This window comes from Rahnella sp. BIGb0603 (genome assembly GCF_024808755.1).
GTDB classification, from domain to species: Bacteria; Pseudomonadota; Gammaproteobacteria; order Enterobacterales; family Enterobacteriaceae; genus Rahnella; species Rahnella contaminans.
In genome coordinates this window covers 292,944-313,852 of the sequence record NZ_JANUEX010000005.1, presented here as the reverse complement: position 1 = coordinate 313,852, position 20,909 = coordinate 292,944, and the positions used below count along the sequence as shown (strand labels likewise).

Here is a 20,909-nt window from a genome sequence, read left to right as displayed (position 1 = left end):
ATTCTCTTTTATTGAACTGCGGCGGGAGTAGGCGTCACGCTGTTGGCCGCCATAGCGACCGTTTTCGCGTTTACCGGCATTCCCGGCATAAAGACTTTTTGCACGCCGTCGATAATCACGCGATCACCGGCTTCAAGGCCTTTCTGAATGATGCGAAGTCCGCCGGACATCCGCCCGGGTTCCACATCACGACGCTGCGCCTTGCCGTCTTTATCCACCACGTAAACAAACTTGCGATCCTGATCGGTCAGCACGGCTTTATCGTCCACCAGCATGGCGTTGAACTGCGCGCTGCCCGGCAGTTGTACGCGGGCAAACAGGCCCGGCGTAAACGTGCGGTCGCGGTTATCAAGCAGGGCGCGCATACGGATAGTGCCGGTTCCGGAATTAAGCTGGTTATCGGTGAAATCGACCACGCCCTGATGGGGATAGCCATTTTCGCCAACCAGACCAACGTGAACCGGCAGGCGGTTTTGCGGGTTATTGCTGCGCTGGCCGTCTCGCGCCATCGCCTGATAACGCAGGAACGTGCCTTCATCAACGTCAAAATAGACATACACGGTATCGAGGGAAACCAGCGTCGTCAGTACGCTCGCGGTATCACCGGCTGTCACCAGATTACCGGTAGTGATCATGGCGCGGCTGGCGCGCCCGTCAATCGGCGAGGTTACGCGGGTGAAATCAAGATTGAGCTGCGCCATATCAAGCTGCGCCTGCGCGGCCAGAACATCTGACTGCGCCTGCGACGCGGCAGAACGGCGCTGCTCAGCGATTTCTTTAGAAACTGCCTGCGTGCCGATCAGCGCTTCGGTGCGCGCGGACTCGCTTCGGGCCAGACCGGCCTGATTGCGGGCGCGTACGAGTTCGGCCTGAGCCTGTTCCTGTGCAGCGCGATAAGTCCGGTCATCGATGGTGAATAACACCTGACCTTTTTTGACTTCCTGTCCTTCCTGATAATTCACTTTGTCGATGTAACCCGACACGCGCGGACGCAGCTGAACGCTCTGAACGGCTTCGACGCGGCCATTAAAGGCATCCCATTCGCTGATTTGCCTGATTAAAACATCTGCCGCGCTGACCTGCGGGGCAGGCGGAGCGGCATTTTGCGCCACACTGTTATCGCACCCGGCAAGCAGGGCAACAACCAGCGCAATCCCGGAAAGACGCAACGTCAAAGGCATGCCGCCGGAGCGGCCGCGTGCATTAACCTGTGATTTTTGCAGGTTCATCATTATTTTTATTTCCAGTGAAGTAAGTGCTGCCAGGCAATACACCGGCCTGTCCTCCGGGTAACGTCCTTTGCCTGATCTGACTTTTTTGGGGCTTATGCCGTTCATCAGCACAATTATGTATCAATGTCTGATACAGTTAGTTCGAGGGGATTGTAGGGATGCCGCTACTAAAGTGCAAGAAATACTGTTACACTTTCTGTGCTATTTTACAGAACGTTTACTTCGGGGAAGTGGACTATCCCGTAACGAGGAATTAAATGCAATAGTAAAACTTGCATTTAAGTCAAAACTGCGTCACTTTATAAAAAGACGAGCTGCCCCGGGGGGCGCCGAACAATAAAAAAGCCGGAGAGAAAGTCCATGAGAACCGAGGATTTCATTCACGACCTGATCGACTGGATCGATCACAACCTGGAAGAGCGTCTGGATATTAAAACCGTCGCCAAGCGGGCAGGGTATTCACGCTGGTATCTGCAACGGATGTTCAAAGAACACACTGGTTTGCCGATGGGTGAATATATTCGTGAGAAAAAACTGAAGAAGTCCGCCGATATGCTGGCAAGCAGTGGCGAACCTATTGTCAGCGTGGCGATTTCGCTGGGCTTTGATTCGCAGCAGTCGTTTACGCGCAGTTTCAAACGCCAGTTCGGACAAACGCCGGGCGACTGGCGCCGGGGCCTGAGTCTGGCAACAGAATGTCAGGGATGTCTGCACTGAGTTTCCTCTCCGCTTTCTCTTCTCCCTGAGACGGCGTGTACCACTGGCCCGGCTTTCGTCGGGCAGTGAATTTTCTTCCCCATCTTTTATTCCAATCCCTTTAAAACCCCACGCTGACTGATCCGGTACGCTTTTTACTGCACATTTTTCACTGTTTCCTTCACCCGTTTCGGGCATCTGCCTGCCTTCTCCTGTGCCTGCAATAGTCAGGACGTGATCAACCCAACAAAAATCAACATCAAAGTTCACATAAAATGAAATGATGTTTCAATTTGTTGAGTTGTGCGAATTTTGACGCTAAACTCGCTCCATTACTTCGGCGCCGGGCCGTGCCCGACATCATTCAAGACGTCCGACGGAATCGCGTATTCGCCTCCGTTTTATGAAAAAAGGAAACATCATGATTCTGGATAATTTCTCTTTGCAGGGAAAAGTGGCTGTTGTCACCGGCTGTGACACCGGATTGGGTCAGGGTATGGCCGTAGGTCTGGCAGAAGCGGGCTGTGACATCGTGGGGATCAACATTGTTGAACCGACTGAAACCATCGAACGCGTGGGCGCCACCGGCCGTCGCTTTCTGAGCCTGACCGCCGATCTGAGCGACACTAAAGTGATCCCGGCGCTGCTCGAACGTGCCGTCGCCGAAATGGGGCATCTGGATATTCTGGTCAACAACGCCGGGATTATCCGTCGTGAAGACGCCATCGAGTTCAGCGAAAAGAACTGGGATGACGTCATGAACCTGAACATCAAATCCGTCTTCTTCATGTCTCAGGCCGTTGCAAAACAGTTCATCGCTCAGGGTACCGGCGGGAAAATCATTAACATCGCGTCGATGCTTTCCTATCAGGGCGGCATCCGCGTGCCTTCTTATACCGCGTCAAAAAGCGCCGTGATGGGCGTGACCCGCCTGCTGGCAAACGAATGGGCGAAACACAATATCAACGTGAACGCCATCGCGCCGGGGTATATGGCGACCAATAACACCCAGCAACTTCGTGCCGACGAAGCGCGCAGCGAAGAAATTCTGGGCCGCATTCCGGCCGGTCGCTGGGGTTTACCGTCAGACCTGATGGGGCCGGTCGTTTTCCTGTCGTCTCCGGCCTCTGACTATATTAATGGCTACACTATTGCCGTCGATGGCGGCTGGCTGGCGCGTTAATCCCGCCACAATTCAACTTGCGCAGTGGAGAAATCCGCTGCCACAACGAGGAAATCTCATGAAAATTGCATTGATGATGGAAAACAGTCAGGCCGCTAAAAACGCGATCATTTTGAAAGAACTGAACGCGGTGGCTTCTGAAAAAGAGTATCCGGTCTACAACGTCGGCATGTCTGACGAACAGGATCATCACCTGACCTACATCCATCTGGGCATCATGGCCAGCATTTTGCTCAACTCCAAAGCGGTCGATTTTGTGGTCGCAGGCTGCGGCACCGGACAGGGCGCGCTGATGTCCCTGAACATCCATCCGGGCGTGAACTGTGGTTACTGTATCGATCCGGCGGATGCTTTCCTGTTCGCGCAAATCAACAACGGTAACGCGCTGTCCCTGCCATTTGCCAAAGGTTTTGGCTGGGGTGCAGAGCTTAACGTTCGTTTCATCTTCGAGAAAGCTTTTACCGGCGAGAAAGGTCAGGGTTATCCGGCAGATCGTAAAGAACCTCAGGTGCGCAACGCCGGTATCCTGAATCAGGTAAAAGCCGCTGTTGTGAAAGAAAACTATCTGGATACGCTGCGGGCCATTGATCCGGAACTGGTGAAAACCGCCGTCACCGGTGAACGTTTCCAGAAGTGCTTCTTTGAAAACTGCCAGAACAAAGAGATCGAAAACTTCGTACGTGAAATCCTCGCGTAATTTCAGTTTCTTTCAGGCGATAAAAAACCGGTGCTCAGTGAGTACCGGTTTTTTATTAGCAGTCATCTAACCCTAAATATTTGGAGACGGCTCAAAAGCTGGCGGTTTAGAGGAAATCCTGGCGCTGCGGCGTAAAGGTATCTAACAACACGCCTTTTTCCAGACATACACACCCGTGCATTATGTACGGTTTTTTATACAGCGTATCGCCTGCTGAAACCTCGTGCGTTTCCTCGCCGATGGTGAATTTAAAACGCCCCGACAGCACGTAGGTCAGCTGTTCATGCACATGATTATGCATCGGGCCGATGGCTCCGGTTTCAAATGAGACTTCCACCGCCATCATCGTGCCGCCATGCGCCAGAACGCGACGGCCCACGCCGTCGCCCAGATCCTGGAGTGGAATATCATTCTTATAAATAAACATCGTCGTTTAGTCCTTGCGTAATGAACTGAGCAGGCAAGCCGGGATTTCGGCCAGATACAGCGCCGGAAGCCCTTCGTGATCGGTAGTAAACAGCACATGACGATCGTCCGGCGAGAAAGAAGGGTGCGGATGCGTTACCTGACGATCGCCATCGAGCACTCGCCAGGAACTGTTATGTGCCGCAAGCGGTGCGTACCGGCGGGACACGGCATCAAAAATATACAGCCACGGGTCGTTATCAATCGTATGGCTGGCGGTATCCTGCACATCCACCGGCGTGCCGGATCCGTCGCCCACCAGCAACGATCCGGTTTCGTTACTCATCAGATGCGAACAGGCCGGCATCGTCATCAGGGAAATATCTTCCCCGGTTTGCGGATCAAACCGGCGGATATGGCGGTCGTGCTGGCCTTTCAGGTAGGACACGTACATCAGCGCCGATCCATCCGGCACCCAGAATTCATGGGTGCAGCTTTCACCTGGCGCATGTTCCTTCACCTTGCGCACATTGCTGCCATCTTCGTTTACCAGCCACATGCGCGCATCGACCAGATCGTGCGGGCCTTCGTGGCAGAATGCGACGGTATTATCATCAAACGGACGATAAATCGGGTGACCCAGCCATTCGTTTCTCTCGTGGATGACACGGGATTTTCCGCTGAGCAAATCGACACCCAGCAGGCGGCAGTGCGGATTGCTGTGATAAAACGTCTGGAAAATGGTCCAGTCGGTGAGCGGCGTCCAGTCCTTGCGGCTGATTTCAATGCCGACCAGACGGGTACATTCACTGTTTGCCACCCACGTTCCGTACCCCACCCACTCTTCAGGCACCCGATAAACTGTCCGCTCGCTGAAATCTTTCAGCGTGACACATTGCAGGCTGCGCTCGTTCTTCACGTAATACAGCGACTGATCGTCGGGTGAAAGAAAACCACCGAACGTGTTATCGCCTGCACCTTCCGTCAGCTGAACCGCTTTTTGCGTGGTGAGATCCAGCAGATAATAGTTGCGGTTACCGTCGAACTCCCCGGCGAAAAGCAGCTTATTGCCATCACGCGTAAAACACTTTTGATAGAAATAATTGCGATGACACAGAACGTCGGGAGGCGTTAAACGCGTCACGTGGACACCGGTCTGAGGATCCTGAACGGTGTGGAAATTGAATTGAATCTGAGAACCTTTAGCCATGATTCACCCCATCAGTAGCATGAAATTAGCCGCTGTTCTGGCTTCCCTTTCATTAATTAAAATGCAGTTTCATTAATTTGAAAACACATTACCATTTGACAGGGTAAAACGTGGGCAGGGGAAAACAAAAGTGTAAAGCTGATCACAAAATGGCCGCCTTTTGCCTCAGCGGAAAACCACTCTATAATGATATGGCTTGCTGAATAATTATTGATACCTGAAATAGTTAAAGGGTACGAACAAAAATATCTCACGCTGACACAGTGGAGTATTTTGGAAAAGGGATGTAAAAGATGAGATTAAGAAAGAAACGCGTTAAACCGATGCAAATCAATGACATTACTATCATTGACGACAAAAAACTGAAGAAAGCCATTACTGCCGCCGCGCTGGGCAACGCGATGGAATGGTTTGATTTCGGTGTGTATGGCTTTGTGGCCTTCGCTTTAGGTCAGGTGTTTTTCCCGGGTGCCGATCCCGGCATTCAGATGATTGCAGCACTGGCAACCTTCTCGGTTCCCTTCCTCGTCAGACCTCTGGGCGGTCTGTTCTTCGGCGCACTGGGCGACAAATTTGGCCGCCAGAAAGTGTTATCCGTCACCATTATCATCATGTCCGTCAGTACCTTCTGTATCGGTCTGATTCCCGGCTATGCCACCATCGGCATATGGGCGCCAATATTGCTTTTACTGGCGAAACTGGCACAAGGCTTCTCCGTCGGCGGTGAATACACCGGGGCGGCGATTTTTGTTGCGGAATACTCTCCGGACAGAAAACGTGGCTTCCTCGGTAGCTGGCTTGATTTCGGTTCCATCGCCGGGTTTATTCTCGGTGCGGGCGTCGTGGTGTTGATCTCCAGTATCGTCGGTGACGCGAACTTCCTCGAGTGGGGCTGGCGTATTCCGTTCTTCATCGCCGCACCACTGGGCCTGATCGGGATTTACCTGCGCCATGCGCTGGAAGAAACCCCGACATTCCAGCAGCACGTGGATAAAATCGACAGCGACTCACGCAAAGATATTGCCGAGCCGCCGAAAGTCTCTTTCCGCGAAATCCTCACCAAACAGTGGAGACCGCTAATTATCTGCGTCGGCATGGTGATCGCCACCAACGTCACCTATTACATGTTGCTGACGTACATGCCAAGTTATCTGTCTCACAGCCTGCATTATTCTGAAGACCACGGCGTGTTGATTATCATCGCCATCATGGTCGGTATGCTGTTTGTGCAGCCGTTTATGGGGATGCTGAGCGACCGTTTCGGGCGCAAACCCTTCGTCATTATCGGCAGCATCGGCCTGTTCATTCTGGCAATTCCGTGCTTCATTCTGATTAACAGTGATGTGATCGGCCTGATTTTCCTCGGGTTACTCATTCTGGCGGTGCTGCTGAACTGCTTCATCGGCGTGATGGCTTCCACCTTACCGGCGATGTTCCCGACGCACATCCGTTACAGCGCGCTGGCCATTGCGTTTAACGTCTCCGTGCTGATTGCCGGCCTGACACCAACCATCGTGGCGTGGCTGGTGGAAGCGACCAACAACCTGTACATGCCTGCGTACTATCTGATGGTCATTTCCGTCATTGGCCTGGTGACCGGTATCTTCATGAAAGAAACCGCGAACCGTCCGCTAAAAGGCGCAACGCCAGCCGCGTCTGACCGCGCAGAAGCCCGTGAAATCCTTCAGGAGCATCACGACAATATCGAACATAAAATTGAAGATATTGATGCGCAGATTGCTGAACTCGAAGCCAAAAGAAAGAACCTGATCGCGCAGCACCCTGAAATCAACTGATTCAGCGCTGACGCAAACACAAGCCGGTCACCTCCTGACCGGCTTTTTCATCCTCAAAATGCTCAGAAATTTCAGATATTTCGCAACAATTTTGTTCAGCATTCCTAATGCAATATCACTTTCCGAATACTTAAATTTTGGTAAACTGTAACCCTACTTTTTTCATGTGAATTGACTCTCCAGATACCCGAAAAGCCGGATGCTTTTCACATCTCAACCAAGGATCGGTATGGATACACTGTCCCGTTATTCCCTCAATATCTGGAAAAGCCCCTTTGAACTCGACGTCCTCAACTTTCGCGGCGAAGAGCAGCTCAGCGAGCCCTTTTCTTATGTGATTGAAGCGACCAGCCCGGAACCGGATATCGACCCCGCGCAGGTCTTACGCAAATTTGCCCGCTTCGGCATGCAGACATCCTCACAACCGGGCCGCACCGTTTACGGCGTGGTGCGTGATTTTCAGCGCCTTTCGACCTCTGCCGACGAGACGCATTACCGCTTTGAGCTGGTGCCCCGCCTGAGACTGCTGGAAAACACCACGCGCACCGCCATCTATCAGAACCAGTCGGTGCCCGAAGTGGTCGAACAGCTCCTGCGCGCCCACGACCTCGAAGGGCAGGATTTTGAGTTTCGTCTCCGTCAGGCCTACCCGGAGCGCGAACTCATCACCCAGTGGGGGGAAAATGACCTGCAGTTTATCCGGCGTATTCTGGCCGAAGTGGGTATCTGGTGGCGCTTTGAAACCGATACCCGCCTCGAATCCGAAACCGTCGTGTTCGGCGACGGGCCGGAGCAGTATCAGTTTGGCGTCACGCTGCCTTATTGCGAGCCTTCCGGCATGAGCGACGGTCAGGCGGAAAGCGTCTGGGGCATGAAAGTCCACTGGCAGGCCGTCACCGGGCGTATCACCAAACGTGATTACAACTACCGCGACGCCACCGCTCCGCTCGATACCGCCGCGCAGGTCAGAAGCCTGGCACCGGTGGCCGGTGAGGGATATCACTACGCCCTGTCGTACCGCGAGGTCGGGGACGATACCGACGCCGCCGCCGAAACCGGCGCGTTTTACGCCCGCATCCGCCACGAGCGCCTGCTCAACAAACAGAGCCGCATCTTTGCCCGCAGCACCGGCCTCACGCTGGCGCCGGGGCAGGTGCTCGAGCCGCAGAACTACCCGTTCAGCGACCTGAAAGACGGCATTCTCATCACCCGGATTGTCGCCAAAGGCGCCCGCAGCGAACACTTTCGCCTCAACCTGTGGGGCATGGCCTACAGCGAAAATGTCTGTTTCCGCCCCGTTCCGCCTGAGCGTCCGGTTATCCGCGGCACCGTACCGGCGCGGGTGGAAAGCAAGGAGAAAAAGGACACTTACGCCTGGCTCGACAATCAGGGGCGGTATCGCGTCAGGCTTGACGCTGACCGTGATGCATCGGGCAGCGGCTATGCGTACCTGCTGCTGCGCCTCGCCCGGCCTTACGCCGGTGACGGCTACGGCTGGCACAGCCCGCTGCCCGACGGCACCGAAGTCGCCATCGCCTTTGAGGCCGGAAACCCGGACCGCCCTTACATCGCCGGTGCCCTGCACGACTCGGACCACGCCGACCACGTGACCGAACGCAACCACACCCGCAACGTCCTGCGTACGCCTGCGAATAACAAGCTGCGGATGGAGGACCGGCGCGGCGAAGAGCACGTCAAGCTCGCCACTGAATACGGCAAAACCCAGCTTAACGCCGGGCATCTGGTAGATGCGCAGAATAAGCCGCGCGGCCAGGGCGTCGAGCTGCGCACCGACGAACACGGCGCGGTGCGCGGCGGTAAAGGCATTTTCATCAGCGCCGACGCCCAGCCCAAAGCGCAGGGTCAGGTCATGGACAACAGCGCCGCGCTGCGTGAAATCGAATGCCTGCAACAGCAGGTCAAAGCGCTGAGCCAGGCCGCCGCCGAAGTCAGTGCGCTGGAGGCCGATATCGCGGCGCAAATCGCGATGTTCAGCGAGCGCCTGAAGCCGATTAATCAGGTGGTACTCGCCAGCGCCCCGGAAGGCATGGCGCTGACCAGCGGCGAGCATCTCCAGCTGGCGGCCACCAAAAACCTGATACTGAACGCCGGTCAGAATGCCGACCTCGGCGTGATTAAAAACCTGACCCTCAACGCCGGGCAGGAAATGGGGATATTCGCGCTGAAGGGTGAAATGAGCCTGAAGGCCAGTCAGGGGAAAGTTGAGGTGCAGGCGCAAAACAACACCATGACGCTGGCAGCAGGCAGGAAAGTGAGCATCACGGCGGTGGACGGCGACATCCTGTTTGCGGCGAAAAAGCGCATCACGCTGATTGGCGGCGGCAGTTATCTCATCCTGCAGGACGGCAAAATCGAGTACGGCACCGGGCATGACTATTTTCGGCGCACCGGGCATTCGGTGCTGACCGTGCCGGAGGCAAAGCCGCTGAAAATGCCTCTGCTTCCCGGCCAATATCCTTTGCTTAAAAACAAAATCTGCATTGAATGTTTGCTTAATGCGATAAAAGCCAACGATGCCGTTGTGCAGGGAGCCTGAAATGATGGAATTCACGACGCTGCTAGAATCTGCCGCGATAACGGAAAATAGCCGCTTTCATTTACTGATGGAAGGCGGGGCGCAGACCAATGAAGACTTTCAGGTTTTTTACGCAGAACACTCCGCACAAATGCACTCTTTGTATCTACATCCCCAACTGGCAGATATCAGGAACTACGGCCCATGGGTCTTCGCGGTACAGGATAAAAATGATCTGGGAAAAATGATTGAGACCATCCCCGGGATTGTTGGGGTCATCGCTTCACCCGATTCGCCAGGACTTCTTGCCGCAAGACTTTCCGTCGCCTGTACGATGATTCGCCCGGATGAAGAGGTGGCGCTGGTCCGTTTTTATTCCCGCCAGGTCATCAGCCTTCTGGCGCAATGCCATGATCAGGAATGGCACTCTTTTATTTTTAATGGCATTACTCAGTGGTGGGTGCCTGAAGAAGTGAGCTGGCAGCAGATTACCCTGCAGCCTTCAACAGCAAAGAATCCTCAGGACCATGCCGTCAGACCGGGTGCAGATATCTGGCAGAAAATTGAAGATAAGCCAGAAGTGGGAAGTGTGTTAACTCAATGGCAAAAGATGCCCGCAAGTCAGCATTTCCCGCCGTGTTCTCAGCGCGACATGGTGACCAAAGCACTGGAAAAAGCTCGTCTGGCCGGAATGCCTGAAGGTGTAAACGTGAAGCTTTATGCACTTTATTACCTCAATGGCGGCAAAAAAATACTGGAATCGGAAGAGATGCAACTATCACTTCAAAAAGTGAGGGAAGGAAAAACATCATTGACGAAAATTCTGACTGAATATTCAGCGAGTTGAATAGGAACATACAATAATACGGGTCTGATTTTTTGCGAGTTACAGTGTGAGAAGACGTTGAACAATTGATTTTTGCGCATTAACGCGAATAGCTGAATATACAAAACGAGAAAGAAAATGGATTTTTTTAAAAGACTGGAAAAAATAGACGGCGCAGTAAATCGCGGTTACGCCCGCTGGGGTAAGTGGCTGGGTGCGGGATTGTTATTACTCGTACTGAGCGGCTGCGGATGGCTGGTTTGGGCATCCATTTGGGGGCCACCGACCGGGCCTGTGACGCTGATTATTCACAGTGAAATTGACCGGCCTATTTTGGGGTTTAGTGTTAATGGAGTGGCAGGAGCAAATGCATTTGCTCACAACAAAGAAAATCCTTATGCCACTGGCGGCGGGAAAGCAACTTGCTGTGGCAGCATCAGTGGTAAGACGGCAGAAGTTATCTGGACTCTTGATATAACCCATTCGCAATATTTAAAGGGAATGCGGCTTGAAAAACGTCGAGTTGTCATTCCGATACCAGCACGAAAATGGGAAGAAAATTATCTGCACGTGTATTTCCTACCTGGGGATAAAGTTCGTTTGTGGTGGAGCACAGGATTTAATAGCCCAAAGTCTGAAGAACTCCCTGATGCAATAATCCGCAAATAAAAATTAAAGCGAGAAAGAAAATGGATTTTTTTAAAAGACTGGAAGAAATAGACGGCGCAGTAAATCGCGGTTACGCCCGCTGGGGAAAGTGGCTGGGTGCGGGATTGTTATTGATCGTACTGGGCGGTTGCGGATGGCTGGTCTGGGCATCTATCTGGGGGCCACCGACCGGGCCGGTGACGTTGATTATTCACAGTGAAATTGACCGACCTATTTTGGTGTTTAGCGTTAATGGAGTGGCGGGTTCAAATGCTTCTGCGTATGGAGGAGGTGGGGCAACTTGCTGCGGTAGTATTAGTGGAAATAAGGCAGAAGTTATATGGACATTAAGTACTACCAGAGCTCAATACGATGCGGGTATGCGTAAAGAAACTCGCAGTATTGTTATGCCCCTCCCTGAGCGAAAATGGGAAGAAAATTATCTGCACGTGTATTTCCTACCGGGAGATAAAGTTCGTTTGTGGTGGGGGACTGGATTCATCCATCCAAAGATCGACGATCTTCGAAATGTTAAACAACAACCTGGTGAACAGGAGCTTAAATAATGGATGTTGAAAGCTTAACTGCCGCCGCGAATCGAGCCGAACAAGCGGACACCGCCGGGGCAGGGAACTGTTCCCGGATCTGGCATATAGGTTTTTTCTTTGATGGTATACATCGTGATATCAATCAGGATGCGCAGGAGCAGCGCCTGACTAATGTTGCCCGATTATTCAGGGCATTTCCTGATGAACGGCAAAATTCGTTAAAAGAGAATTATTCAAAATTTTATATTTCTGGCCTCGGAACGCCTTTCCATGAAAACTTAACCTCGAAACTACATGCCATCATGGATGGTGCGCAAGATAGTGCATTAGATGATTTAAAAGATCAGCCCGGCGATATTGCCAAAGAAACAGGCATAGAAATTTTTAAAACAGACAAATGGTGGAAAGCATTAAAAGATGCCGGCAAAAAGCTGATTAACCCCACTGAATGGGGGAAGCTGGCCTTAGATATGACCAAAAGTGCTGTAAAAAAAGTGAGCATCGAAGCCACGCCGTGGCTGCGCGATAACCCTGTAGTTTCTGACATGCTGGTCACCGGTGTGGATACACGAATAACCTCAACCAAAATTTCATTTGAAGAGGCCTTTAAAGAAGCGAAAAAAAATAGCCCCGTTCCCATCAAACTGATCTCCGTTTCATTATTCGGTTATGACCTGGGTGCAACGCTGGCGCGTAAGTTTCTGGACGACCTGCTCAACGAGATTTGCAAGAAGCAGGGCGATAAATACGTTTATCAAGGCATTCCTGTTGAGATCATATTTACCGGCTTATTCGATTGTGCCCGGCATACGCCTGCCAGTAACAACAACGGTGTGGACTGGTTTGTCGCTGCTGCCGGCGGCCCGGTTAAAGGGATCAGTACTCTGCTGGGTGATAAATCTATCGATCTGGACACCCCGTTACCGGTGACGGTGAAAAGTGCCCTGCATCTGGTGGCAGCCCATGAAACGCGCGTCTGGCGGAGCCTTTACCGGCTGGGCGGCGATAAGGAAAAGCATGTTGAGGAACTGCTGCCGGGATGCTCTGAAGATGTCGGCGGCGGCCTGAAACCCGACGAACAAAAACCCAGCGCAGAACTGTGCAGGGTCGCACTGCAAAAAATGTATCGCGCGGCGTCGGTCGCTGGCGTCCCTTTCCCAGATTTTGAGACACTTGATAAAACAGATACCGACGTTGCCAGTTACTTCATCATGCGAGACAGCGTTGAGAATAAATCTGTCGAAGAATGGACAAAAACGTATCAGCAGGCCGTGCCTTTTACCACCCTCAGCGTATTTGCGCAGAACTATCATCTCGACAGTTACATCGACTGGCTGGGTAAACAGTTCTATCTGTACCGCTGTGAGTGTCAGAAATATGAGAAACAGCGCGGGCAGGTGATGGCCTCCGCCGGAGCCTCCGCCGGGGGAATTGGCATCACACGCAATGCGAAGGAAACCGCGGGCCAGCTCCAAAATGAAATCGATATTTTGCATAAAAACTGGGGCTGGCTCGAGGATGTGCATGATGTTGCCCTGGGTATGCGTAACATTATGGAGATGCTGGGCAGCACAGATACCCGTCGCCAAATAATGCCGGATGTCTATACCCCCGCGCTACGAAGAGCAAAAAAGTTTTTAGCCTATTCACAGGCGGCTTATCAGGGACTGCCCCCGCCACTGCCTGAAGACAGTGCTCCCTCGCAAATGTATGCGTGGTTCGTTCACGATGTACAAACTGTTGAAAAGGGGCGGGGTATTTCACAGGATTTTCTGGTGATCCGCTCAATGGAAATACCCTCGGCCTGACTGCTCCCTTACGTTGCATAACAGTCATCGTCAAAGCACGGCACAATGGCGAGTTTGATATTGAATTCAATCAAGCCCACACAAGCCGGTCACCTCCTGACCGGCTTTTTTTTCGCCCTTTACCTCGCAGTTCTCTAATCCTGCTCCATACTTCATTTCCCGGTCATCTTTATGGAAATCCTGTATGCAGAATCCTACGTTGTTTCAGTTCTTCCACTGGTATTACCCGGATGGCGGCAAATTATGGCCTGAGGTTGCAGAAAAAGCCGCGTGGCTGGCCGAAATTGGGATCACTGCCGCCTGGCTTCCTCCGGCATATAAAGGCGGTTCCGGCGGATATTCAGTGGGTTATGACACTTACGACTTATTCGATTTGGGCGAGTTTGACCAGAAAGGCTCACGCGCCACCAAGTACGGCGACAAAGAGGGATTCCTGGCGGCTGTTCAGGCGCTGAAACACCATCAGCTTGGCGTCATTCTCGATGTGGTGCTCAACCATAAAATGGGCGCTGACGAAAAAGAGCGCGTGCAGGTTAACCGCGTCAATATGGATGACCGTGAAGATATCAGCGACGACATCATCGAAGCCGATGCCTGGACGCGATTCATCTTCGCCGCCCGAAACGGGCAGTATTCCAAGTTTGTCTGGGATTTCCACTGCTTCAGTGGCGTCGATCATATTGAAAACCCGGATGAAAACGGCATTTTCAAAATCATCAACGATTACACCGGCGGTGGCTGGAACGACCAGGTCGATGACGAATTTGGGAATTACGATTATCTGATGGGTGCCAACGTTGATTTCCGCAATAACGCGGTCAGCGAAGAGCTCAAATACTGGGGCCGCTGGATCATGGAACAAACCGGTTGCACGGGGTTCAGGCTGGACGCAGTGAAGCATATCCCGGCCTGGTTCTATAAAGAATGGATTGATCATATTCAGGCTGAATCCGAACAGCCGATGTATCTGGTGGCCGAATACTGGTCGTTCGACGTGCCCACGCTGCAAAATTACATCCATCAGGTGGAAGGCAAAACCATGCTGTTCGATGCGCCGTTGCAGCTGAATTTCCATCATGCCTCAAAGCAGGGCGCGGATTTCGATCTGACCACCATTTTTGACAACACGCTGGTCGCCGCCGACGCGTCACACGCGGTCACGCTGGTCGCCAACCACGACACGCAGCCGCTACAGTCGCTGGAAGCGCCGGTTGAGCCGTGGTTCAAACCGCTGGCTTATGCGTTAATCCTTCTGCGTGAGCAGGGTGTGCCAATTGTGTTTTACCCGGATTTGATTGGCGCAAGTTACGAAGATGAAGGGGATGACGGCAATAATTACACCATCGAACTGCCTGCGATCCCGCAACTGGAAACGCTGATCAAAGCCCGCCAGACATACGCGTGGGGCGTGCAGACCGATTATCTCGATCATCCGAACTGTATCGCGTTCAGCCGCAGCGGAACCGAAGAACATCCGGGCTGCGTGGTGGTGATGTCAAACGGGGAAGGCGGAGAAAAGACCATCGAACTGGGCGACGGTTTCGCGCATAAGAAATGGCGCGATTTACTGGAACACCGCGAAGACATCATCGAAACCGATGAAAACGGTACGGGGCAGTTCTTCTGCGAAGCAGGGAGTGTCAGCGTCTGGGTTCTGGCGGAGTGAAAAGACAGGCTGGTGGAATGCCAGCCTGTTAGTTTTTCAGCGGATCCCCAAAGCAATCAAAAAGGCATACATCGCCAGCAGCAAAACAAATGACACAATGCCCACAATCCCTTCTGATTTTTTCATCAGCTGCCACGGAAACACCACCAGAATAATCATGGCGTTAAGAGGAACCTGATACCATTTCCAGGCCTTCGGCGCCATCATCCAGAGGACACAGAAACCGACAACGCTCATCACGCCGTAATCGGTTAGCAAAATTTGAAGATGGCCAGATTCTGGTTTGAAAGCGTCGAAAAAGCCCAACAGCATTTTCACTAAAATCAGAAGGGCGAGCAGCGAAAGTCCGCCTTGCGCAACCTTCAGGCTCCGGGGCCGGTCACGCAGAACGCTTTCCAGAAAACTGTAGCCCTGCGTATAAACGCCGATAATCGCGATCAAAAGGATCCGGTCACGCCACTTGTCAGGGTCTTCGCGGGTCGCAAGCAATGTCAGTAAAAGCCAGAAACCGGCCAGAAATAGCGTGCCCCAGCTCATCGCTGTGCGTGATTCATCAAGCGCTTTCACCAGTTGCGAGTTTAATTGCGGCACGAGTGAAGGGTAATTCATCCTTATATGGCTGAGTTCCTCATAAAGGGGTTTCAGAAAATCAGGCATCCACCTTGCCCACCACGCAAGCGTGGCGCCTTCGACAGTGAGCAACCTCAGCCGTTGCCGATCCAGTGCGGATTTCTGATATTTATTTTGCAACTGAGCCAGGAAATACTTCGCGCCCGTATTTTCAATCTGACGATAAAGCGCGGCCAGTCGATGCGCGGGTATGCCGCCCGGCTGATAATGGTCAATATCCCAGCCCATGACCTCTGAAACACGGATAAGCAGTGCCGAATACAATCCTTCGCGCTCACTCAGCTGTGCAGCCAGTTCCTGACTGAACACTTCCCGCAGACGCAGATTTTGCAAAAGCTCGCCGGATAGCACGGATTTGAGCAGGTTCAGGCCTTCGGTTTCATCTTCCATCATGACATCGATGATTGCAGTCACCTGCCTTAATGCCTCTAACTCCTGCTCCAGCGCATCACCGATACCCGACGTGAGCTCTTTTAAAGGTTCAATGTGAACCGGCATCCGTAAAGTGAAAGAGGGAGATTCATTCAGAATTTCCGTGACAACGTCACTCTTCGAAGTACGGTCCACGTAACCCTTCGCCTGCTCAAACGCCTCCCTCAGCCGCTGATAGCCTTCCGGATCCTGATCTGGCCGCGTCGTTTTCAGTTTCCGGGCGTAAGCGCGCTTGATGATGCTCAGATCGTCAGTAGGTTCGATGTCTAAGACTGACCAGATGTATGGGTTGTTCATGCCACCGCCCAGGTCACGAGCCACGAATAAAGGAATAACATCACGGCACAAATGACGATGCGCCATATCACGCCAGTTTTTTTTGCCTGCTGCCATGGAAATGTGACAAATGCGGTCAGGCTATTGCTGATAAGGTTGTACCAGCGCCAGTATCGCGGACAAATTGCCCATATGAGGAAAAGTACGAAAGCGGCAAGCATGCCAAAAAGTGCCGGACCCCGTCCCGGGTCGTCGTACATGAAATGCAGTTGCCCATACAAGCCGCTGAAAATTTTAGCAAACACACCAAAGATGAGTAGCGAAAGCAGAGTTTCGAATATCGCCACAACGTTCTGCGAATGCCTGAACTTACGCTGTAGCTCGCTTTTGCCCCACGTACAGATAAGTAGAACGGAAATAATAATCGACACATCGCGCAGCGGATGTTCGTCATGGCGAATTCCAATAGCGATCACCATTCCCCAGAACACGATAAAAAAAGCTGTACTCCAGTCCAAAGCTAAACGCAGCCCGGATAACGTTTTGAGCAACTGCGGATTAACCCGCTCCAGCAATACAGGATGGTACGTGCTGATTTCTTCTACCGTCTTACGTAGCTGGCCGACATAACCCGGAATTAACCTCGCCATGAAAGGCAGCTTTTTGCCCTCAACGCTCAGCAACTGAAATCGTTCATGTTCCTGCAGGGACTTCTCAGATTCATTTGCGAGGGAATCCCAGTATTGTGAAGCCTCTGTGTTTTCAGTCTGCGTGTAAATCGCCCATAACTGGTCCGCGGAAATCCCTTCAGGTCTGAAATTTTCGATTTCCCATCCCATCATGGCGGCCACGTTGATCAGCACAGAACGGGTAACACCTTCACGTTTGCCCAATTCCTCTGCCAGAAAATGGCTGAACAACTCGCGGGCGTGAATATTTTCCAGAGGACCTTCAGACAAACAGGTGTACAGCCTTTCAAAACCGGCGGTGGCATCGGCAAGCAGCAATGTCACCATTTCATCAACCTGATTGAGGATCTGCTGTTGCGAAAACGGCGCACTGTTTTCAGGCTTCGTCAGCTCTGTAAAAGCACGATCTTGTTCAGCATGTAAACCGCGGACATTGGGAATCGCCTTCGCCTGCTCGAACGCCTCCCTCAGCTGCTGATAGCCTTCCGGATCCTGATCTGGACGTGTGCTTTTCAGTTTCCGGGCATACGCGCGCTTGATAACGCTCAGATCGTCAGTAGGTTCGATGTCTAAGACTGACCAGATGCTCATCCGTTTACTCCCATTCCCTGCGCAGATACGCGATCAGTCCCTCGATTTCCTTGCGGGCTTCAGCGATTTGCCGGGCATCCTGCGTGTCCAGCACGCTTTCGAAACGGTAAAGATGATCGGCGATATATTGACGTTGCTCTCCGAGACTTTGTTCGTAAAACGCATTGGCTTCGGCGACCAGCTGGCGGTTAACCAGTTGCTCACGCGGGTGCTGTTTGATGTTTTCCAGTTTCATCAGGCTGGCGGAGATTTGTTCCGGCGTGAGCGAGCCGGGGGATTTTTCGATCACCAGTTTTTGCATCTCACCGCTATGATCGATTTTGCATTCCACTTCAAGAATACCGTCCAGCGTATAGGTAAAACGCACGTCGGCGGTGATTTCACCGGCAGGGCGTGGCGGCACATCCAGCGATAAGGAACCGAGCAGAATATTGTCGGAAACACGGCGGCCTTCACCCTGATAAATCGAAAATTCGAGCATTTTTTGCTGGTCGGTGATCGTACGGACGGATTCCACCCGGCTCACCGGCACAAAGCTATTGCGTTCGATCAACGGCATAAAATGCCCCGTCTCATAGCCTTCGCCTTTACGGCGCGCAATCTCAATACCGAGCGTGAAGGGCATCACGTCAGTCAGCACGATATCGTCAAGTGCCTGATCCTGCATCGCCAGCCCGGCCTGAATTCCCGCACCCAGCGCAACCGCTTCATCGGGCTGAAGATCGCAACGCGGGAAACGGCCAAACAAACGCGCGACAGCCTGTCGCACCAGTGGCATCCGCGTCGCGCCGCCCACCAGTACAATATGATCCACCTGATCGGCGGAAAACTTCGCATCACGCAGCGCCTGAATCACCGGCTTTTTCATCCGTTCCAGCGCACTTTCACAGCATTGCGCCAGAATCTCCGTCGTGATTGTCCAGCTCAGCGTTTCGCCTTCATGCTGATAACTGACGGACGTACTGTCCTGCGTCGTCAGCTGGCGCTTTGCCCGCTCCGCCAATGTGACGAGCCGGCCGTGTAAACCGGTGTCTTCCTGCTCGAGTTGCGGGAATTGCGGGAATTGCGCCAGCATCCAGCTGACCAGGCTGCGCGTAAAGTCATCGCCACCCAGAAATACATCGCCGCTGCTGGCGCGCACTTCAATGACACCTTCGAACATATCGATGATCGAGACATCAAAAGTGCCGCCGCCCAGATCGAACACCAGAAACTTCTGCTCCTGCTGATTCGCCAGCCCGTAAGCCAGCGATGCAGCGGTCGGTTCGTTCAGCAAGCGTTCGACGTGTAAACCCGCCAGCTCACCGGCGGTTTTCACGGCTTTACGCTGAATGTCATTGAAATAGGCGGGAACGGTAATGATGGCGCGTTCGACTTTACAACCGCAGTGTTGCTCGACGTCGGCTTTCAGGCTGCGCAACAACAGAGCGGAAAGCTCTTCTGCACGAAAAGACTGATGTCCGAGCCGGAAATGATGGTCGGTGCCCATGAAACGTTTAAAACTGGAGAGGGTCAGACCGGGGTGAGTAAACAGGCGGGCGTGAGCGGGTGCGCCGACAAGAATGTGCCCGTTATCATCGAGCCCGATAACCGAAGGCGTGAGATTGTGCCCGTAGGCGTTCGGTATCAGAACGGCCTGACCGTCCTGCCAGATGGAAACCGCGCTGTTTGACGTGCCTAAATCTATCCCTATCAACATCCGTATTGCTCCCGAAAATGAACTGAGAATGGCCGAAAGAAGCGTCTGACGACGAAACGTCTCTATCGGCCAAATTTACAGAATACTTAAGGGATTTTGTAGTCCGGGTTAAGCGATGGTCACTTTCTTATCCAGATACACATCCTGCACCGCATTGATTAACGCCACGCCATCTTTCATGGATTTCTTGAACGCTTTACGCCCCAGAATCAGCCCCATTCCGCCCGCGCGTTTGTTAATCACCGCCGTACGTACCGACTCCTGAATATCGTTTTCGCCTGCCGCACCGCCGGAGTTAATCAAACCGGCGCGCCCCATGTAGCAGTTCGCCAGCTGATAACGCACCAGATCGATAGGGTGATCGGTGGTGAGTTTGGAATAGACGCGCGCGTCGGTATAACCAAACTTCACGGCGTTGTAGCCGCCGTTATTTTCGGCCATCTTTTGCTTCACGATATCTGCGCCAATGGTGGCCGCAAGGTGGTTCGCCTGACCGGTCAAATCCGCGCTGGAGTGATAATCCACGCCGTCTTTAACAAACGCCGGATTGCGCAGATACGCCCACAACACCGTGACCATGCCCAGCTCATGCGCCCGTTCGAACGCGGCGGAGATCTCCTCAATCTGACGGCGGGATTGTTCTGAACCGAAATAAATGGTTGCACCGACGGCCTGCGCACCCAGTTCAAACGCCTGATCCACGCTGGCGTACAGCGTCTGATCGTACTGGGTCGGATAACTGAGCGTTTCATTGTGGTTCAGTTTGACCAGGAACGGGATTTTGTGGGCATAGCGGCGGGACACGGAAGCCAGCACGCCGTAAGTCGAGGCCACACAGTTGCAACCGGCTTCCAGTGCCAGTTCGACAATATTCTTCGGGTCAAAATAGAGCGGGTTTGCCGCAAATGATGCGCCTGCGGAATGCTCGACGCCCTGATCGACTGGCAGAATCGACAGATAACCGGTTCCCGCCAGACGGCCGGTGTTATACAGATTTTGCATCGCAGCCAGCACGCGCGGCGAGCGGTTATTATCAATCATTACGCGATCGACAAAATCAGCCCCCGGAAGATTAAGCTGCTCAGCAGTAATTGTGGAACAACGATGTTGCAACAGGGAATCGGCTTCTTTACCTAAAACCTTAGAGATATCAGTCATAACGAACTCCGTCTCGGGCTCTGAACAGGGTTCAGAGCGATGAATGAACCTGCCTTACAGTAGACAAAGTAGACTAACGTTTTGATTCCGGCCAACTTGCACATTAGATGCTGAAGGCTGAAGCAAGCCCCCACATACAAAAAAGTAATAAATCGATTTCGTTTTTCTGGCGCGTGCCAAAGA

Annotated in this window: 17 protein-coding genes; 10 read left to right on the top strand and 7 right to left on the bottom strand. The window is 52.7% G+C overall.

Going from position 1 to position 20,909, the window contains the following annotated elements:
- Positions 1-8: 8 nt before the first annotated feature.
- Positions 9-1,181 (bottom strand): efflux RND transporter periplasmic adaptor subunit, encoded by a 1,173-nt coding sequence (locus M2403_RS15535; protein ID WP_165060596.1) that lies wholly within the window; start codon positions 1,179-1,181, stop codon positions 9-11.
- A 411-nt stretch (positions 1,182-1,592) separates the two neighbouring features.
- Between M2403_RS15535 and M2403_RS15530 the strand changes: the two genes are divergently transcribed.
- From M2403_RS15530 to M2403_RS15520, 3 genes are all read left to right on the top strand, one after another.
- Entirely contained in the window at positions 1,593-1,949 is a 357-nt protein-coding gene (locus tag M2403_RS15530; RefSeq protein ID WP_095925761.1) for a helix-turn-helix domain-containing protein, read from the top strand.
- A gap of 400 nt (positions 1,950-2,349) precedes the next feature.
- Complete coding sequence (gene kduD / locus M2403_RS15525; protein WP_152328057.1) at positions 2,350-3,111, top strand: 2-dehydro-3-deoxy-D-gluconate 5-dehydrogenase KduD; 762 nt, start codon at positions 2,350-2,352, stop codon at positions 3,109-3,111.
- Positions 3,112-3,169: 58 nt separating this feature from the next.
- Positions 3,170-3,808, top strand: a complete 639-nt coding sequence (locus tag M2403_RS15520) for an RpiB/LacA/LacB family sugar-phosphate isomerase (RefSeq protein WP_120508856.1) — start codon at positions 3,170-3,172, stop codon at positions 3,806-3,808.
- A 106-nt stretch (positions 3,809-3,914) separates the two neighbouring features.
- On the opposite strand, the gene M2403_RS15515 is transcribed toward M2403_RS15520, so the two are convergent.
- Positions 3,915-4,235 carry a cupin domain-containing protein gene (locus M2403_RS15515; RefSeq protein ID WP_259229916.1) on the bottom strand — a complete coding sequence of 107 codons (321 nt, stop codon included), beginning with the start codon at positions 4,233-4,235 and terminating at the stop codon, positions 3,915-3,917.
- A 6-nt stretch (positions 4,236-4,241) separates the two neighbouring features.
- Entirely contained in the window at positions 4,242-5,423 is a 1,182-nt protein-coding gene (locus M2403_RS15510) for an oligogalacturonate lyase family protein (RefSeq protein ID WP_152328059.1), read from the bottom strand.
- 293 nt (positions 5,424-5,716) lie between these two features.
- Here M2403_RS15510 and proP point away from each other — a divergent pair, with 293 nt between their 5' ends.
- The 7 genes from proP to amyA all read left to right on the top strand — a co-directional run bounded on the left by proP (position 5,717) and on the right by amyA (position 15,251).
- Positions 5,717-7,219 (top strand): glycine betaine/L-proline transporter ProP, encoded by a 1,503-nt coding sequence (gene proP, locus M2403_RS15505; protein WP_152328060.1) that lies wholly within the window; start codon positions 5,717-5,719, stop codon positions 7,217-7,219.
- Between the two features lie 229 nt (positions 7,220-7,448).
- Positions 7,449-9,776 carry a type VI secretion system Vgr family protein gene (locus M2403_RS15500; protein WP_259229915.1) on the top strand — a complete coding sequence of 776 codons (2,328 nt, stop codon included), beginning with the start codon at positions 7,449-7,451 and terminating at the stop codon, positions 9,774-9,776.
- Position 9,777: 1 nt separating this feature from the next.
- Positions 9,778-10,602 carry a DUF4123 domain-containing protein gene (locus tag M2403_RS15495; RefSeq protein ID WP_259229914.1) on the top strand — a complete coding sequence of 275 codons (825 nt, stop codon included), beginning with the start codon at positions 9,778-9,780 and terminating at the stop codon, positions 10,600-10,602.
- Positions 10,603-10,719: 117 nt separating this feature from the next.
- Positions 10,720-11,250, top strand: a complete 531-nt coding sequence (locus tag M2403_RS15490; RefSeq protein WP_152323949.1) for a DUF3304 domain-containing protein — start codon at positions 10,720-10,722, stop codon at positions 11,248-11,250.
- A gap of 20 nt (positions 11,251-11,270) precedes the next feature.
- A complete protein-coding gene (locus tag M2403_RS15485; protein WP_152323948.1) occupies positions 11,271-11,795 on the top strand; it encodes a DUF3304 domain-containing protein in 525 nt (174 codons plus the stop codon).
- Entirely contained in the window at positions 11,795-13,585 is a 1,791-nt protein-coding gene (locus tag M2403_RS15480) for a DUF2235 domain-containing protein (protein ID WP_259229913.1), read from the top strand. The genes M2403_RS15485 and M2403_RS15480 overlap by 1 nt, the downstream gene beginning before the upstream one ends.
- 184 nt (positions 13,586-13,769) lie before the next feature.
- The gene (gene amyA, locus M2403_RS15475) at positions 13,770-15,251 is read left to right on the top strand and encodes an alpha-amylase (RefSeq protein ID WP_208951852.1); all 1,482 of its coding nucleotides are present in this window, start codon (positions 13,770-13,772) and stop codon (positions 15,249-15,251) included.
- A gap of 36 nt (positions 15,252-15,287) precedes the next feature.
- Here the strand turns inward: amyA and M2403_RS15470 are convergent, their stop codons facing one another.
- From M2403_RS15470 to fbaB, 4 genes are all read right to left on the bottom strand, one after another.
- Positions 15,288-16,676, bottom strand: coding sequence for a hypothetical protein (locus M2403_RS15470; protein ID WP_259229908.1), 1,389 nt, complete (start codon positions 16,674-16,676; stop codon positions 15,288-15,290).
- Positions 16,607-17,869: a hypothetical protein gene (locus M2403_RS15465; RefSeq protein WP_259229907.1), complete on the bottom strand. Its 1,263-nt coding sequence runs from the start codon at positions 17,867-17,869 to the stop codon at positions 16,607-16,609. Before M2403_RS15465 ends, M2403_RS15470 begins: the two co-directional genes overlap by 70 nt.
- A 4-nt stretch (positions 17,870-17,873) precedes the next feature.
- Positions 17,874-19,568: an Hsp70 family protein gene (locus M2403_RS15460; RefSeq protein WP_259229906.1), complete on the bottom strand. Its 1,695-nt coding sequence runs from the start codon at positions 19,566-19,568 to the stop codon at positions 17,874-17,876.
- A 108-nt stretch (positions 19,569-19,676) separates the two neighbouring features.
- Entirely contained in the window at positions 19,677-20,726 is a 1,050-nt protein-coding gene (gene fbaB / locus M2403_RS15455) for a class I fructose-bisphosphate aldolase (protein WP_152323944.1), read from the bottom strand.
- Between the last annotated feature and the right edge of the window lie 183 nt (positions 20,727-20,909).

What these genes read in the sequence shown, in the direction of transcription:
- M2403_RS15480 (WP_259229913.1), top strand. Translation starts at nt 11,795, where the DNA reads ATGGATGTTGAAAGCTTAACTGCCGCCGCGAATCGAGCCGAACAAGCG.
- M2403_RS15465 (WP_259229907.1), bottom strand. Translation starts at nt 17,869, where the DNA reads ATGAGCATCTGGTCAGTCTTAGACATCGAACCTACTGACGATCTGAGC.
- M2403_RS15515 (WP_259229916.1), bottom strand. Translation starts at nt 4,235, where the DNA reads ATGTTTATTTATAAGAATGATATTCCACTCCAGGATCTGGGCGACGGC.
- M2403_RS15520 (WP_120508856.1), top strand. Translation starts at nt 3,170, where the DNA reads ATGAAAATTGCATTGATGATGGAAAACAGTCAGGCCGCTAAAAACGCG.
- M2403_RS15490 (WP_152323949.1), top strand. Translation starts at nt 10,720, where the DNA reads ATGGATTTTTTTAAAAGACTGGAAAAAATAGACGGCGCAGTAAATCGC.
- proP (WP_152328060.1), top strand. Translation starts at nt 5,717, where the DNA reads ATGAGATTAAGAAAGAAACGCGTTAAACCGATGCAAATCAATGACATT.
- M2403_RS15500 (WP_259229915.1), top strand. Translation starts at nt 7,449, where the DNA reads ATGGATACACTGTCCCGTTATTCCCTCAATATCTGGAAAAGCCCCTTT.
- M2403_RS15530 (WP_095925761.1), top strand. Translation starts at nt 1,593, where the DNA reads ATGAGAACCGAGGATTTCATTCACGACCTGATCGACTGGATCGATCAC.
- M2403_RS15460 (WP_259229906.1), bottom strand. Translation starts at nt 19,568, where the DNA reads ATGTTGATAGGGATAGATTTAGGCACGTCAAACAGCGCGGTTTCCATC.
- M2403_RS15535 (WP_165060596.1), bottom strand. Translation starts at nt 1,181, where the DNA reads ATGCCTTTGACGTTGCGTCTTTCCGGGATTGCGCTGGTTGTTGCCCTG.
- amyA (WP_208951852.1), top strand. Translation starts at nt 13,770, where the DNA reads ATGCAGAATCCTACGTTGTTTCAGTTCTTCCACTGGTATTACCCGGAT.
- M2403_RS15495 (WP_259229914.1), top strand. Translation starts at nt 9,778, where the DNA reads ATGATGGAATTCACGACGCTGCTAGAATCTGCCGCGATAACGGAAAAT.
- M2403_RS15485 (WP_152323948.1), top strand. Translation starts at nt 11,271, where the DNA reads ATGGATTTTTTTAAAAGACTGGAAGAAATAGACGGCGCAGTAAATCGC.
- kduD (WP_152328057.1), top strand. Translation starts at nt 2,350, where the DNA reads ATGATTCTGGATAATTTCTCTTTGCAGGGAAAAGTGGCTGTTGTCACC.
- M2403_RS15510 (WP_152328059.1), bottom strand. Translation starts at nt 5,423, where the DNA reads ATGGCTAAAGGTTCTCAGATTCAATTCAATTTCCACACCGTTCAGGAT.
- M2403_RS15470 (WP_259229908.1), bottom strand. Translation starts at nt 16,676, where the DNA reads ATGGCGCATCGTCATTTGTGCCGTGATGTTATTCCTTTATTCGTGGCT.
- fbaB (WP_152323944.1), bottom strand. Translation starts at nt 20,726, where the DNA reads ATGACTGATATCTCTAAGGTTTTAGGTAAAGAAGCCGATTCCCTGTTG.